The organism is Falsirhodobacter sp. 1013, from assembly GCF_051195255.1.
Classification (GTDB): domain Bacteria; phylum Pseudomonadota; class Alphaproteobacteria; order Rhodobacterales; family Rhodobacteraceae; genus Falsirhodobacter.
Window position 1 is genome coordinate 92,746 of record NZ_JBNJLK010000007.1, and the last position, 14,104, is coordinate 106,849.

Consider the following 14,104-nt stretch of genomic DNA (forward strand, 5'->3'; position numbering starts at 1 on the left):
AAGGCCCCCGTCAGCGGCGGACCATCTGAAGTGCCGCAGCGATGTAGCCGTAGCAGAAGGCAAAGGCGACCCCTCTCTCATTCTCGCCCGACAGCGTGGGCGCATGGTCGGGCATCACCATATAGCGGTAACCCGTGCGATGGAGAACCTCCATCACCTCGATCATGTCCATGCTGCCCTCGTCGGGGAACACCTCGCGGAAGGAATAGCGTTTTCCGAGGATGTTGCGGAAGTGGATGTTCATGATCTTGCCACGTTCGCCAAACCATTGGACGACCTCCCCCACCTGCGAGGGTTCCTCCATCATCTCGCCCACGGTGCCGACGCAGAAGTTCAGGCCGTGGACGGGGCTTTCGTGCATCTGGACGAAGCGCTTCATTCCGTCCACCGTGCCCAGCACGCGGGTCACGCCTTTGTAGCCGGGCGGTGTCGCCGGGTCGTGCGGATGGCAGGCCAGCCGGACGTTCCGCGCTTCGGCCACGGGGACGATCCGCCCGAGGAAATGGTCGATCCGGTCCCAGTTCTCGTCCTCGTCCACGATGCCGGCGGGGCCGGGTTCGTCCTGGTCGGCCAGATCCCAGCGGAACGCCTCGTTCATGGATCCCCCGCGCCCCGGTTCCATCGGCGTGCGGGGGATGCCGATCAGGTTGAAGTTGTATTTCACCGATGGAATACCGGCATCGGCGCAAGCCTCGATCAGGGCGCAGATGTCGTCGATCTCGCGGTCGCGGTCCCGGCCGGCCAAAAGGATGCCCGGGCATTGCGCACGGTCCACGGGAACGGAGCCCAGTGGCAATTGCAGCATGTCAAGGGTCAGGCCGAACCCTTCGATCCGTTCGCGGAACCGTTCAAGGTGGGCTCGGTCCCAGCTGCGCCAGTCGCCATCGGGATCGGCGCAGATGTTGTCCACGCCAAGCTGCTTCATCACTCGATAATCATCGTCGTGCCGCGCGGGAAGCTGGGTGCCCAGATACATGACGTCCTCCATATGACTGCAAAATTCATAGTATGACTATGCCATAACGTCCACATGGTTTCCAAAAAAACCACAAATCATACGAGAAACAAGATGGACAATTCATTAGGTGTCGTCATATGACTTTGGACGGACAGGGCATGGGGGCCCGATGGGAGGACAATCGATGCGGACTGGGTTCCGAAAGGTGGCCGTGGCCGCCCTGATCGCTTCGGCGATAACCATAGGCGCGGCGCAGGCGCGCACCCCGACGGACACGTTGGTCTACGGCACCTCTCTGGCGCAGGTCATCTCCCTCGATCCCCATCAGGGACAGGACGTGACGGCGCTGGAGATCATGGCCAACCTTTACGACCGCCTTGTGGCCAGCACGCCCGAAGGCAGGCTGATCCCGCAATTGGCCGCCGCGTGGGAGATCGACGCGACCTCCATCACCTTCCATCTTCGCCCCGAGGCGCGTTTCGTCAGCGGGCGCCCGGTGACTGCGGACGACGTGGTCTGGTCGCTGACACGCCTGATGCAGTTGAACCAGGCGCCGGCGTCGAAGCTGTCGCTGACCGGATACACCAAGGACAACATCGCCGATCTTCTGCATGTCATCGATCCGCACACCCTGCGGATCGACCTGACGGGCGACGTGGCGGGGGACCTGCTGCTGTACCGGCTGTCCGAGGTGGCGACCAGCGTGGTGGACCGCGACCTGGTGGAAGCCAATGACATCGATGGCGATCTGGGCAACGCGTGGCTGCGCAATCATGCGGCAGGATCTGGTCCGTTCGACCTTCAGGCGTGGCGTCCGAACGACATCGTGCTGATGAACGCGCGCCCCGAATATTGGGGCGGGACGCCGAAACTGTCGCGCGTGGTGATGCGCCACGTGCCGGAAAGCCAGATCGAGCGCCTGATGCTGGAACGCGGCGACATCGACATTGCGGGGGCGCTGTCCTCGGGCGACATCGCCTATTTCCGCAACGCGGGGGAGGTGGGCATCCAGTCGATCCCGACCGGAGGCTTCTACGTCCTGGCGATGAACATGGAGAGGCCCGAACTCGCCGATCCGAAGGTGCGCGCGGCGATCTTCCGGTCCATTGACTACAAGGGCATCGAAAGCGCGATTCTCGGCCCCTACGGGGTGGAGCGGCATGTCCCGGTGCCGGTGGACTACGCGGATGCCATTCCCGATCCGGCAGACTGGTCCTTCGATCCCGAGGCCGCGAAGACGCTGCTGGCGGAGTCCGGATACCCCGAGGGCTTTTCCGTCACCATCAAGACGATCAACCAGACCCCGAGGGTGGAGATCGCCACGGCCGTGCAGGCGGGCCTTGCGCGCATCGGCATCCAGGCCAGCGTCGTGCAGGGTTCGGGGGCGGACATCGTCTCGCAGCACCGGGGCCGCGACTTCGACATCCTGATCCCGCAAACCGGCAGCTACATGCCCAACGTCATGGGCGCGATGGAGCAGTTCTCCTCCAACCCCGACAACAGCAAGGACGCCAACAACGCCGGCAACTTCGTGTGGCGATCGGCCTGGGACATCCCCGACCTGACGAAGATCACCGCGCAGGCCCTGCGTGAAAACGACCCGGCCGCCCGCAGCCGCCTGTTCACGCAGATGCAGGAACAGTTCGTGGAGGCGGTGCCCGCCGTTTTTCCCATGTTCGTGCGCTTCCAGCCCATTGGCGTGTCGAACCGCGTCGAGAACTATAATGGCCACCCACAGAACGTCGTCCGTCTGGACGCCGTGACCAAGACGGAGTGAGCGGATGCTGAACACACGCCTTCTTGTCGGACGTCTGGGCCAGCTTGTGCTGAGCCTGTTCGTGCTGATCGCCGTCACCTTCGTCATCGGGCGGATGCTGCCGACCGATCCGGTGGGGGCCATCGTCGGGGAACTCGCCTCGCCCGAGGCTTACGAGGCGATGCGCGTGCGCATGGGCCTTGATCAGCCGCTGATCGTGCAGTTCTTCCGCTACGTGACGGACCTTCTTCAGGGCGACATGGGAATGGCCGCCATGACCGGCAATCCCGTGCTGCAGGATCTGGCGATCGCCGCTCCCGCCACGCTGGAGCTGGCGACGCTGGCCATCATCATCTCCTTCGTGCTGGGTGTGCCGCTGGGGCTGGCGGCCGCGCTGCGCCGCGACACCTGGGTGGACCAGGTCGCGCGCATCGTCTCGCTCGTGGGACACTCGATCCCGGTCTTCTGGTTCGGCATCATCGGGCTGATCGTCTTTTATGCGTGGCTGGGCCTGATCGGTGGGCCGGGGCGGGTGGACGTGTTTTACGAAGGGCTCGTGCCGCCCGTCACGGGGATGATCACGATCGACAGCCTGATCGCCGGACGGTTCGACATCTTCGGCAACGCGATGTCGCACATCATCCTGCCCGCGATGATGCTGGCCTATGCCGCGATGGCCTACATCACCCGCATGACCCGCGCCTTCACGCTGGAGCAGCTGGGGCAGGACTACGTCACCGCCGCCCGTGCCAAGGGCGCCAGCCAGACGCGGCTGCTGTTCCGCCATATCCTGCCCAACATCTCGGTCCAGCTGATCACCATTCTCGCCATCTCCTACGGTGGTTTGCTGGAAGGGGCGGTCGTGACCGAGATCGTGTTCTCGTGGCCGGGCCTTGGCCAGTACATGACGAATGCGCTGCTGATCGGCGACATCAACGCTGTCTTGGCCGCGACCATCGTGATCGGCATCGTCTTCATGTTGCTGAATTTCCTGTCCGACATCGCCTATGCGATGCTTGATCCCCGCACGCGGGAGGCGCGCCAATGACCACGATCCCCCTGACCCCACCGGCCCGCATGGGCGCGTTCCGCAGGTTCCTCGGTGATCTGGCGCGCGAACCCCTGGGTCTGGCCGGTGCCATCGTGGTGGCCGCGCTGGTGCTGGTGGCGATCTTCGCCCCGCTTCTGGCCCCGTATCCACCGGCCGAGCAATCGCTGGCGGACGCTCTCCTGCCCCCCTCGGCCGCGCACTGGCTGGGAACCGACGAATACGGACGCGACATCCTGAGCCGCCTGATCTGGGGGGCGCGCGTCACGATGCGGACGGTGCTGTCGGTCACGGCGATCGTCGGTCCGATCGGGCTTCTTATCGGCGTTACCGCCGGCTTCTTCGGCGGACGGGTCGACGCCATCCTGATGCGGATCACGGACATCGTCCTGTCCTTCCCGTCGCTGGTGCTGGCGCTGGCCTTCGCCGCCGCCCTGGGCGCGGGTCTGGGCACGGCGATCATCGCGATCTCCCTTACCGCGTGGCCGCCGATCGCGCGGCTGGCCCGGGCCGAGGCGCTGGTCGTGCGCAACGCCGACTATGTCGCGGCGGCCCGGATCTATGGCGCGGGCCGGTGGCGGTTGCTGTTCCTCTACGTGGCCCCGATGTGCCTGCCTTCGGTCGTGGTGCGGCTGACGCTGAACATGGCGGTCATCACGCTGACGGCGGCGTCGCTCGGCTTCCTGGGCCTCGGCGCGCAGCCGCCGCTGCCGGAATGGGGAGCGATGATCTCGGCGGGGCGCAAGTTCATGCTGGACCAGTGGTGGGTCGCGCTTATGCCGGGGATCGCGATCCTTCTCACCAGCCTTGCCTTCAACGTGTTGGGGGACGCCCTGCGCGACATCCTCGACCCCCGTCATTCAAGGGACTGACATGACCGCACCCATCCTTGACGTGAAGAACCTGTCCGTGGCCTTTGGACGCGGCACTGTGAAAGCGGTGGACTCCGTCGATCTGCGGCTGGATGTCGGCAAGATCGGCATCGTGGGCGAAAGCGGGTCGGGCAAGTCCACCCTGGGCCGTGCGATCATGCGGCTTCTGCCCCCGACCGCCCGCATCACCGCCGACAGGCTGGAGTTTCAGGGCCACGACCTGCGCACCTTGCCAGACCGCGAGATGCGCGGGCTGCGCGGCAACCGGATGGCGCTGATCATGCAGGATCCGCGCTATTCGCTCAACCCGGTGTTGCCCATCGGCCAGCAGGTGGCGGAAACGGCCGTCCTGCACAAGGGCCTTTCCAAGGGTGCGGCACGGGAGGCCGCAGCGTCGATGCTGGAGCGTGTGCGTATTCGCGACGTCGCGCGGGTGATGGAGGCCTATCCGCACCAGATCTCGGGCGGGATGGGGCAGCGGGTGATGATCGCGGCGATGCTGCTGGCGCGGCCCGGCCTCGTGATCGCGGACGAACCCACCAGCGCCTTGGATGTCAGCGTGCGCGGCGAGGTGCTTGAACTGCTGGACGATCTGGTCGTGGCCGACGGGGCCAGCCTTCTTCTGATCAGCCACGACATCCGCATGGTGGCGGCGTTCTGCAACCGCATCGTCATCATGTTCAAGGGTCGCGTGGTGGAAACGCTGGACCGGCTGGAGGATGCGCGGCATCCTTACACGTGCGCGCTGATCGCGGCCATGCCCGACGCGCGTCACCCGGTCCCGCGCCTGCGCGTGCCCGACCGCACCACGTTCGAGGAGGCTGCCCGATGATCGATATCCGGGATTTTCATGTCCGCTATGGCAACAACCACGTGGTCCGCGGCATCGACCTGGCGGTGGCAAAAGGCGAATGCGTGGGCATCGTGGGCGAAAGCGGTTGCGGCAAGTCCACCCTTTTGCGCTGCCTTGTCGGGCTGGAGCACGGGTGGCAGGGCCATGTCGCCATCGACGGCAAACCTGTCGGTCAGCGCCGCACCCATGAGGAACTGGCGCGCGTGCAGATGGTGTTCCAGGACCCCTTCGGATCGCTCCACCCTCGCCACCGGATCGGCCGGGCCTTGTCGGAACCCGCGCGCTGCATGGGCCTTCCGCACGGCCGCGACCGCATCGCCACCGCCCTGGAGGAAGTGGGCCTGCCCGCCGCCTTTGCCGACCGCTTCCCTCATGAACTGTCAGGCGGCCAGCGTCAGCGGGTGGCAATCGCCCGCGCCTTGATCGTGGAACCGCCGGTCGTTCTGCTGGACGAGCCGACATCGGCGCTCGATGTCTCGGTCCAGGCCGAGATCCTGAACCTGCTGTCGGACCGGCGCGACGAACGTGAGTTGACCTATGTCCTTGTCAGCCACGATCTGTCCGTGGTGGCGCACATGTGCGACCGCGTCCTTGTCATGCAGGAGGGATGTTTTGTCGACCAGTTGACGCCCGAAGACATCGGCGCCGGACGCGCCAGCCACCCCTATGCGCGGCACCTGATCGCCGCCAGTTTCCCGGATGCCGCATGACTCATATCCTGCACGACCCTGCCCATGACGCCTGGCTTCGCGCGCAGGCCCACGCGCTGATCGACACTTTCCGCCCCAGCGTTCAGGCGGGCCGTATCGCCACGCTGGGGCTGGATGGACGCCCGCTGCCCGACCCGGTGCAGGAACTGCACACGGTGACGCGGCTGGTCCATTCCTTCGCCTTGGCCAAGGCCTTTGGTGCGGCCGATGTGGACGGGGTGATCGACGTCGGCATGGAGCAGCTTCTGACCCGCCACCGTGACGCCGAACATGGCGGCTATGTCTGGTCCGTGGACGGCACCGGTGTCGCGGATGGCACCAAGCTGGCCTATGGCCATGTGTTCGTGCTGCTGGCGGCCTCCAGCGCCCTGACGGCGGGCCACCCTGACGCGCGGCGCCTGTTGGACGATGTTCTGGATATTCTGGACCGACATTACTGGGACGAGGAAGCCGGTCTGTTCCGGGACGAGTTCACGCGCGATTGGCAGCCCTTCTCCTCCTATCGCGGGATGAACGCGAACATGCACGGGGTGGAGGCGCTGCTGACTGCACATGAAGCGACGGGCGATGCCCGGCATCTGCAGCGCGCGGGCCGCATCCTCGACTTCTTCACAACCCGCATCGCCCCCAACCAGGGCTGGCGCATCCCCGAGCATTACACAGAGACGTGGGAGGTGGATGCCGCCTATTCCGGAAATCCGATGTTCCGTCCCGCCGGCACCACGCCCGGCCATTCGCTGGAACTGGGGCGGCTGCTTCTGCAGCACTGGGACCTGACGGGGCGGCGCGATCCGGACGGCCCCCGCCGCGCCCGGCGCCTGGTCGAACAGGCCCAGACCGACGCCTGGCGGCCCGATGGCGGCTTCGTCTATACCCTCGGGCGCGATGGGCAGGTGGCAATTCCGGACCGCTACTGGTGGCCCGTGACCGAAGGGATCGGCGCGTTGTCCGCGCTGATAAAGGCCGATCCGCAGCCGCAGGACGCCGCGTGGTATGACCGGCTGTGGACCTTCGCGGACCGGCACCTGATCGATCACGCGCAGGGTGGCTGGTTCCCGGAACTGGACGAAGAAGGAAAGCCCGTTTCGCGGCAGTTCCTTGGCAAACCGGACATCTATCACGCCTTGCAGGCAACGTTGCTGCCTTTGGTGCCCGGCCTTTCGCGTCTGGCCGCCGAACTGGCAGATCACCAGGCGGGGGGAAAGACCTGACACGGCCGGTCGGGCCGTGGTTCAATCCTCCAGAACGAACGCCTCTCTCAGCAACACGAGGCGGGGATCGGCGAAATCCGCCACCGCAAGATCGGCGCCAAGCGCCAGAAGGTCCTGCTCACTGCGGGTGGTGGTCAGGGCGACGGTGAACAATCCGGCGCGGGTGGCCGACAGCAGACCGGGGGGCGAGTCCTCGAAGGCGACGGCCTCGGCCGCTTCCACCCCCAGCCGTTGCAACCCGGTCAGGTAGGGCAGGGGATCGGGCTTCGGGCGCGACATCTCGTCCCCGTAGACGATCGTGTCGAAGTGGCCGGCAAAGCCGATCGCCCCCAGCATGTGGTCGACATTTTCACGCGGGGCGTTGGTGACCAGGGCCAGCTTGACGCCCTGCGCCCGCGCGGCGGCCATCAGTTCGGCCGCCCCTGCCAGCGGAACAAGGTCCATGGCGAATTCGCGGAAAAGGGCTTCTTTCCGATTCAGCAGGGCGACATGGGCGTCCGTGTCGTGGCACGGAAACAGGCGCAGCCCGATTTCCACGTTGGACTGGCCCGAGACATGTTCGCGAAAGCCGTCCTCGTCGATGGTCAGCCCATGTTCGGCCAGAAGATGCTGGACCGCCCGCAGGTGGATGGGGTCGGTATGGGTCAGCGTTCCGTCAAGATCGAACAGCAGCGCCTTAATCCGTGGCATGGTCTTCCTCCTCGTGCAGGTGCACGACATGATCTTTGCCGGGCGCGAGGCAATGCGCAACCCCGCGCACAAGAAGGGGAATGTCGCCGTCGTTGCTGCCATCGGCGTGAAGGGACAGGTGCCCGCGATCCAGTTCCACGCGCACCGTGTTGTTGCGGAACAGGACCTGCGCGCACAGCCGACCGTGATGCGGATGGGGCGTGGGATCGACGTTCAGTGCCTCCTCCGCCGGGCGAAGGCCAAGGTGGATGCGCTGAAGGATGTCCAGCGTCGCCGCCATGGCCCCCAGATGCACGCCTTTCTCCGTGCCCGAATGCCCCGCCTTTTCGTCGGGGTGCAGCGCGTCGCGGAACATCTGGCGCGAGGTTTCGGGCGCAAGGCGGGCCAGCGCCCCGGCATAGATGAGGTCGGACAGGCTGGAGTCGTGGGAGGTCCGCTCCAGATCCGCCTCGATCGTGCGGCGCAGGTCCTCGGGCGTGGCGGGGTGGCCCATGTGGTCCAGCAGGTCCGTCAGTTCCTCTTCTGGCATCAGGTGGGCCAGCATCGCGAAGCTTGCCTGCTTCTGGACCTGAAGGGCGTTGATGTCGCGGCCCTGCGCCTCAAGGAACCAGTCCAGCCGCTGGCCGGGATGCTCGCGCTCATGCGCCTTCATGTCGAAGGGGTCCAGAGTCTCGTACCGGGCGAAGGGCAGGAAGCGGCCTTGGGCGTCCCGCGCCAGATGCAGGCGGGCGGCGACGTCCGGCCAGCGCGCCACCTCGTCCGCTGTCAGATCCAGCCGCTCCATCAGCCCCTCGCGGCGGGGGGCGGGCAGGTGGTCCAGCGCCCGCGCGGCGTGGATCAGCGTCCAGGCGGCGCTGATGTTGGTGTAGGTATCGTCGTCCACACCGGGACGGTCGCTGCCGGGATAGCGGATGTGGAATTCATCCGGCCCGACCACGCCGCGCAGGGTCAGCCGGCCCGCCTGTTCGGGATGGGGCCGGGCCAGCGAGGCCCACATGCGGGCGATCTCCACCATCATCTCGGCCCCGTAACCGGCCATGAAATCCGTGTCGCGGGTGGCCAGGAAATAACGCCACACGTTCAGCGCGATGGCGGATCCCACATGGAACTGGAAACGGGTGTCGTCGCGATGCCAGCGGCCGGATTTGGGGTTCTGCTGGAACGCGGGCGTTTCCTCGATCCCCGTCGTGGCGCTGCGCCAGGGATAAAGCGCGCCGGACAGACCCTGTTGCGCCGCCCGCCGCCGCGCCGCGCCCAGCCGGCGGTGGCGATAGATCAGGGCGGAACGGACAACCTCGGGGACATGCAGGCTCAGGAACGACAGGGACAGGGTTTCGTCCCAGAAGATCTGCCCGTGATACGCCTCTTGCCACCCGCGCGAAGGCAAGCCCGCATCCGACAGCGAGGCGTGGGGCGATGCCGTCTGCAGCAGGTGGAAGGCGTGCAGCGCGGCGGCGCGGGACAGGTTCGTGTCCTCCACCTCCAGCCGGCAGCGGCCCCAAAGGTGGCACCATGCCTTCACGTGATCCTTGCGCAGCGTTTTGTAGCCCCCGGCTTCCCGCACGGCCTGCACGGCCGCCTGTGCCAGATCGCCGATGGCGTGGTCGCGGGCGGTGTGGGTGACACCGGTCTTTTCCACGCACAGAAGGTCGCCCTGCTGCAGCGTCGCCGTCCAGTGCAGCATTCCATCCCCATCAAAGGAAGAAAGGTCCTGCCCGCCAAGCGAGACGCGACTGCGCGCCGCCACCGCCACATCCACCCCGGTGCCCAGCGTCCGGGTGCGGGCCAGAAGGACGTCGCCCTCCAGACGTTCCACCCGCACCTTTTCCAGGGCCTGCGCGTCATAGCCACCTTCCGTCACGGCCAGATCGTTCCGGACGTCGCCGTGCAGGCCGGAGCGGATGTCGATCCGGCCCGACCAGTCCAAAGGCTGCAAATGGACCAACAGCGCGCCCATATGGGGATCGGCCATGGACAGGAACCGCTCCTCTTTGAAACGGGTGCTGCGGTCCTGCGTGTCGCGGAACAGCACCTCCCGCGTCAGCAGCGCCGTCCGCATGTCCAGGCGCTGGCGGTAGCGGAGGATCTTCACGGCGTCGAAAGACAGCCAGTCCGCCTCCCCCTCCAGCCGAAAGAACAGGTGCAGCCAGTTCGGCAGGTTGGCAAGGGAATCGACCGACACCTCCGTCCCTTCCACCACGCCGTTCAGCCGGGCGTAGCAGCCCGCACGGTACAGCCCGGGATAATGCGCTTCGCCCCGCCCCTCGGGCGCGGAGGCACGGGCGTGCAGCACGCCGTTGCCCAGCGACAAAAGAGATTCCCGCCGCCGTTCGTCCTTGGGATCGTAATGGTCGAAGATGACCTCGAACTCGGTGCTGGGGGCCGTTTCAGCGGGTTGGGCAAAGGAACGCGTCAAGGAACACCGTTGGCTGCAGGCGGGAATGCAGGCAGGGAACAGGGGCGCGAAGCGGCCGGTTCCGCCGCAACAGGCGCGACAAAAGGTCCGTGACCCCCGTGGGTTGCCGTTCCGGCCATGCTCTTGGCGCCCTTGGGCCATTGACGGCCCTGACGCGGCCTGCCCAAGTGGAACACGAAAGAGGAGGGAGGTCACCATGATCAGTAACATCAGGACGTTGAGCCTTGTCGCGGCGGCGGCTGCGCTGCTCGGAGGGGCCACGCAGGCGCAGGACTGGCCGACGGAACCGCTGCGCCTGTTCGTCGGCTTTCCGGCCGGGTCGTCGCCGGATTCCATCGCGCGGCTGATCGCGGAGCCGCTGTCGCAGGCCTTGGGCCAGCCCGTCGTGGTCGAGAACAAGCCGGGGGCCGGCGGCGTCATCGGTGTTCAGCAGATGCTGGAGCGTGGTCGGACGGGCCACAGCTTTGGCGTCACGATCAACGGGCCGCTCACCACCTCGCAGCGGTTGCTGCCGGATCTGGCTTATGACACGGCCACCGATGTCGTGCCCGTGGCGCTGATCGCCACCAGCCCGCTGGCGCTGACGGTGGCGGCCGATTTCCCGGCAAACGATGTCGCAGGCTTCATCGCCCGCGCGAAGGAAACGCCGGACAGCGTGTCCTACGGGTCGGTCGGGCCGGGGTCGGGGGCGCATCTGACGACGGAGCTGTTCGCGGACGCGGCGGGCATCAAGCTTTACCACATTCCGTTCCAAAGCTATGCGCAGGTCGCAACCTCGGTGCTGGCGGGGGATGTTGATTCCGGGTTCATGGCGCCCTCGGCCGCGCTGCCCTTTGTAGACAGCGGGCAGCTGAAGATGCTGGGCATTACCTCGCCTGACCCGTTCCCGCAGGCGCCCGACGTGCCGGTTCTGGCGGGGCAGGCCGGCCTTCCAGGGGACTTTCAGGCGGAATTGTGGAACGCCTTCATCGCGCCCGCCGGCACCGATCCCGCCGTGGTCGAACGTCTGAACGCCGAGATCAACACGATCCTGAAGGAGGAAGGGATGCGGCAGAAGCTTCTGGCCATGGGCTGGAACGCGACGCCGGGAGCCCCTGACGCGCTGGCCGACCGCATCGCAAGCGACACCACCCTGTGGAGCCACGCCCTCGATCTGGTGGAGGCGCAGGAGCGGTAAATCTTTGGCCGGGAGCAGATGGTCCTGTTCCTTCGCCTCTCCGATGCTACATGCATCCCTCCGACATCCGGGTTGTTCATGAACTTCATCGCCTTCTGCCCACCCTACGCCAGTCACCTGCGCGCGTTCAAAGCCTTGGCAGACGGCCTTTCCGCGCGGGGGCACGGGGTGACCTTTGTCATGCCCGGCCGCTTCGATGTCCCCTGGACCGGCCTGTGCCCCCAGGTCCTGCACGTCGGAACGGAGGTGGAGGACACCACCCGCAGCGCGATCGAGCGCAGCGTCTGGCGCACCGACACCCTGTGCCGCAGCATCGACGCGCTTCCGCCCGCCGACGCCATCCTTGGCGACCAGACGGAGCCCGCAAGCGGATTGATCGCGGACGCCCTTGGCCTGCCCCTGATCTCGATCGCTTGCGCGTTGCCATTCGAACGGGGCGCGGGCATTCCCTTGCCGTTTCTGGGATGGCCCTTCGACGACAGCCGGCGCGGCTTGCGGCGCAACCGGGGCGGCGAACGCATCGCCCGCCTGATCCTGAGACAGCAGAACGCCGTCATCGCCCATTGGGCGGACCGGTTCGGCATCGGCCCCCGCCGGGAACTGGGGGATTGCCTGTCGCCCCTCCTGACGCTGTCCCAGACCCTGCCGGGCTTCGACTTTCCGCGCAGCCATTCTGTGATCGTGGAAACGGGACCATTGCGCGCTGCGGGCAATGAGGCCTTTCCCGCAGACATCGAACCCGATCCGTCACGGCCCTTCGTGTATGCCTCGCTCGGAACGATCCAGGGGCATCGGGAGGCGATCCTCCGCAAGATCGTAGCCGCCTGCCATCGGGCCGGGGCGCAGGTCCTCGTTTCACACGCGGGGGGGTTGTCGGAACAGGCAGCGCGGGATCTGGGCGCGACTTGGGTGCGCGAGCATGTCCCGCAAGAGGCGGTTCTGGATCGCGCCGACCTGTGCATCACCCATGCCGGCCTGAACACCGCAATGGAGGCGTTGATGCGCGGGGTGCCGATGCTGGCGATCCCCATCGCCTATGACCAGCCGGGGGTGGCGGCGCGGCTGGTGCATCATGGCGTCGGCTTGCGGCATTCCCGACGCTGGCTGGACACGGGGAGCCTTTCGCGGTCCATCTCCCGTCTGCTGACGGATGCGACGTTCCGCGACAAGGCCCGCAGCTTCGGCCCCGGCGGCGGGGTGCCTTTGGCCGTCGCGCGGATCGAGGATGTGGTCACACCAGCCCGACAGCTCGTAGCAGCCCAATGAGATAGCCGTCGCCGATGGTGAAGCTTGTCCACAATTCCACGGCAAGGATGGACAGGACGGCCACCCAAAGGGGGGCGAAGGCGGCAAGGAACGCGCCCATCAGGGCGAAGGCAGTGTCGCCCAGCGAATTCAGGATGCTGTCGCCGTCATAGGCTAGCGGGTCGCCCGGCTGATACCCGAAGGCGTTTATGATGACGGGCAGGTTCTCCATCACCTCCCACACGGCGGAGCTGATGACCACCAGAAGGGTCAGATCCCGGCGGCGCCACAGCGGGCGCATCAGGGCCAGAACGCTGAACACCGCGACGCCGAAGCCGAAATGCAGCAGCGAATAGGGATCGGCAAAATGCTGGGAATTGTGGGCGGGGTCGGGAACGCGCTGCCACAGGAAATCCCCGCCGCAACCGCACCCTGCGTCCCGACCGATCAAATGCAGGGACACGACCTGCACCAGGAGCACGGCCAGAATGGCGGGCAGAACGGGAACGGGCATTCGAAAGGTCGAAAGGGAAGGGTCCTTGGCCTGCATCGCGATCCCGGGTCAGCCGTTCCAAGCCGAAAGGATCTCTTCCACCTTCGCGGTTTCGATCTGCTGGCCATAGCGGTCGTTGTAAAGGCGCAACATCGCGTCATGCGTTTCGTCGGCGGAACTGCAGGTGGCGTCTTCGGCCAAGATGACACGATAGCCACGGTCCACGGCGCCGATCATCGCGCCCAGAACGCAGACATCCGTTTCCCCGCCCGACACGATCAGCGTGTCCACGCCGGTGCCCTGCAGCATCCGGTCCAGCCCGCCCTCGGTCCACGGGGAATAGACCTTCTTGTCCAGCACCCGCGCCGGCGGGGTCAACCGTTCCAGCACGGGCACGAGGCGCACCATTTCCTGCGGCATGACCTCCAGCGTCACGTCGCGCCAGCGTTCGTAATACTGGCGCCACGTGCCGTGCATTTCCGATGGGGTGTGCGGGGGGATGAAGCGGGTGAAAATGGTGGCGGCGGCGTGACGGGCGGACAGCTCTTCCAGCTGCGGCATGATGCCGTCCATCCACGGCACGGCCCAAGGGCTTCCCGGTCCGAACAGGCGCTGCATGTCCACGCACAGGTGGATCGTGTTCGGCCCGATGGGCCCAAAGATCAGCCCGCTCAT

13 protein-coding genes are annotated in these 14,104 nt (G+C 66.4%); 8 read left to right on the plus strand and 5 right to left on the minus strand.

Annotated elements, in window-relative coordinates; all coding sequences use genetic code 11:
* Positions 1-10: 10 nt before the first annotated feature.
* A complete protein-coding gene (locus tag ACSHZY_RS11630) occupies positions 11-976 on the minus strand; it encodes a mannonate dehydratase (protein ID WP_435169277.1) in 966 nt (321 codons plus the stop codon).
* A 166-nt stretch (positions 977-1,142) separates the two neighbouring features.
* Between ACSHZY_RS11630 and ACSHZY_RS11635 the strand changes: the two genes are divergently transcribed.
* Genes ACSHZY_RS11635 through ACSHZY_RS11660 form a run of 6 tightly spaced genes read left to right on the plus strand, consistent with a single transcriptional unit; the run spans position 1,143 to position 7,408 of the window.
* Positions 1,143-2,735, plus strand: coding sequence for an ABC transporter substrate-binding protein (locus ACSHZY_RS11635; protein ID WP_435169279.1), 1,593 nt, complete (start codon positions 1,143-1,145; stop codon positions 2,733-2,735).
* A gap of 4 nt (positions 2,736-2,739) precedes the next feature.
* A complete protein-coding gene (locus tag ACSHZY_RS11640; protein WP_435169281.1) occupies positions 2,740-3,762 on the plus strand; it encodes an ABC transporter permease in 1,023 nt (340 codons plus the stop codon).
* Entirely contained in the window at positions 3,759-4,634 is an 876-nt protein-coding gene (locus ACSHZY_RS11645) for an ABC transporter permease (protein WP_435169283.1), read from the plus strand. The genes ACSHZY_RS11640 and ACSHZY_RS11645 overlap by 4 nt, the downstream gene beginning before the upstream one ends.
* A 1-nt stretch (position 4,635) precedes the next feature.
* Positions 4,636-5,466, plus strand: a complete 831-nt coding sequence (locus tag ACSHZY_RS11650; protein ID WP_435169285.1) for an ABC transporter ATP-binding protein — start codon at positions 4,636-4,638, stop codon at positions 5,464-5,466.
* Positions 5,463-6,197: an ABC transporter ATP-binding protein gene (locus tag ACSHZY_RS11655; protein WP_435169287.1), complete on the plus strand. Its 735-nt coding sequence runs from the start codon at positions 5,463-5,465 to the stop codon at positions 6,195-6,197. Before ACSHZY_RS11650 ends, ACSHZY_RS11655 begins: the two co-directional genes overlap by 4 nt.
* Complete coding sequence (locus ACSHZY_RS11660) at positions 6,194-7,408, plus strand: AGE family epimerase/isomerase (RefSeq protein WP_435169289.1); 1,215 nt, start codon at positions 6,194-6,196, stop codon at positions 7,406-7,408. Before ACSHZY_RS11655 ends, ACSHZY_RS11660 begins: the two co-directional genes overlap by 4 nt.
* 21 nt (positions 7,409-7,429) lie before the next feature.
* Here the strand turns inward: ACSHZY_RS11660 and ACSHZY_RS11665 are convergent, their stop codons facing one another.
* On the minus strand, positions 7,430-8,098 hold the full coding sequence (locus ACSHZY_RS11665) for an HAD family hydrolase (protein ID WP_435169291.1): 669 nt from the start codon (positions 8,096-8,098) through the stop codon (positions 7,430-7,432).
* Positions 8,085-10,514, minus strand: coding sequence for a hypothetical protein (locus tag ACSHZY_RS11670; RefSeq protein WP_435169292.1), 2,430 nt, complete (start codon positions 10,512-10,514; stop codon positions 8,085-8,087). Before ACSHZY_RS11670 ends, ACSHZY_RS11665 begins: the two co-directional genes overlap by 14 nt.
* A gap of 196 nt (positions 10,515-10,710) precedes the next feature.
* On the opposite strand from ACSHZY_RS11670, the gene ACSHZY_RS11675 reads away from it, so the two are divergent.
* On the plus strand, positions 10,711-11,691 hold the full coding sequence (locus ACSHZY_RS11675) for a Bug family tripartite tricarboxylate transporter substrate binding protein (protein ID WP_435169294.1): 981 nt from the start codon (positions 10,711-10,713) through the stop codon (positions 11,689-11,691).
* A gap of 78 nt (positions 11,692-11,769) precedes the next feature.
* Complete coding sequence (locus ACSHZY_RS11680; RefSeq protein ID WP_435169295.1) at positions 11,770-12,957, plus strand: glycosyltransferase; 1,188 nt, start codon at positions 11,770-11,772, stop codon at positions 12,955-12,957.
* On the opposite strand, the gene ACSHZY_RS11685 is transcribed toward ACSHZY_RS11680, so the two are convergent.
* Both ACSHZY_RS11685 and ACSHZY_RS11690 read right to left on the minus strand, forming a co-directional pair.
* A complete protein-coding gene (locus ACSHZY_RS11685; protein WP_435169297.1) occupies positions 12,923-13,450 on the minus strand; it encodes a DUF2585 family protein in 528 nt (175 codons plus the stop codon). The genes ACSHZY_RS11680 and ACSHZY_RS11685 overlap by 35 nt on opposite strands.
* Before the next feature lie 48 nt (positions 13,451-13,498).
* Complete coding sequence (locus ACSHZY_RS11690) at positions 13,499-14,104, minus strand: cysteine hydrolase family protein (RefSeq protein ID WP_435169299.1); 606 nt, start codon at positions 14,102-14,104, stop codon at positions 13,499-13,501.

Bases quoted from the DNA above. Each gene is read 5' to 3' on its own strand.
- ACSHZY_RS11640 (WP_435169281.1), top strand. From the start codon at position 2,740: ATGCTGAACACACGCCTTCTTGTCGGACGTCTGGGCCAGCTTGTGCTG.
- ACSHZY_RS11665 (WP_435169291.1), bottom strand. From the start codon at position 8,098: ATGCCACGGATTAAGGCGCTGCTGTTCGATCTTGACGGAACGCTGACC.
- ACSHZY_RS11675 (WP_435169294.1), top strand. From the start codon at position 10,711: ATGATCAGTAACATCAGGACGTTGAGCCTTGTCGCGGCGGCGGCTGCG.
- ACSHZY_RS11645 (WP_435169283.1), top strand. From the start codon at position 3,759: ATGACCACGATCCCCCTGACCCCACCGGCCCGCATGGGCGCGTTCCGC.
- ACSHZY_RS11650 (WP_435169285.1), top strand. From the start codon at position 4,636: ATGACCGCACCCATCCTTGACGTGAAGAACCTGTCCGTGGCCTTTGGA.
- ACSHZY_RS11635 (WP_435169279.1), top strand. From the start codon at position 1,143: ATGCGGACTGGGTTCCGAAAGGTGGCCGTGGCCGCCCTGATCGCTTCG.
- ACSHZY_RS11690 (WP_435169299.1), bottom strand. From the start codon at position 14,104: ATGAGCGGGCTGATCTTTGGGCCCATCGGGCCGAACACGATCCACCTG.
- ACSHZY_RS11660 (WP_435169289.1), top strand. From the start codon at position 6,194: ATGACTCATATCCTGCACGACCCTGCCCATGACGCCTGGCTTCGCGCG.
- ACSHZY_RS11630 (WP_435169277.1), bottom strand. From the start codon at position 976: ATGTATCTGGGCACCCAGCTTCCCGCGCGGCACGACGATGATTATCGA.
- ACSHZY_RS11655 (WP_435169287.1), top strand. From the start codon at position 5,463: ATGATCGATATCCGGGATTTTCATGTCCGCTATGGCAACAACCACGTG.
- ACSHZY_RS11680 (WP_435169295.1), top strand. From the start codon at position 11,770: ATGAACTTCATCGCCTTCTGCCCACCCTACGCCAGTCACCTGCGCGCG.
- ACSHZY_RS11685 (WP_435169297.1), bottom strand. From the start codon at position 13,450: ATGCCCGTTCCCGTTCTGCCCGCCATTCTGGCCGTGCTCCTGGTGCAG.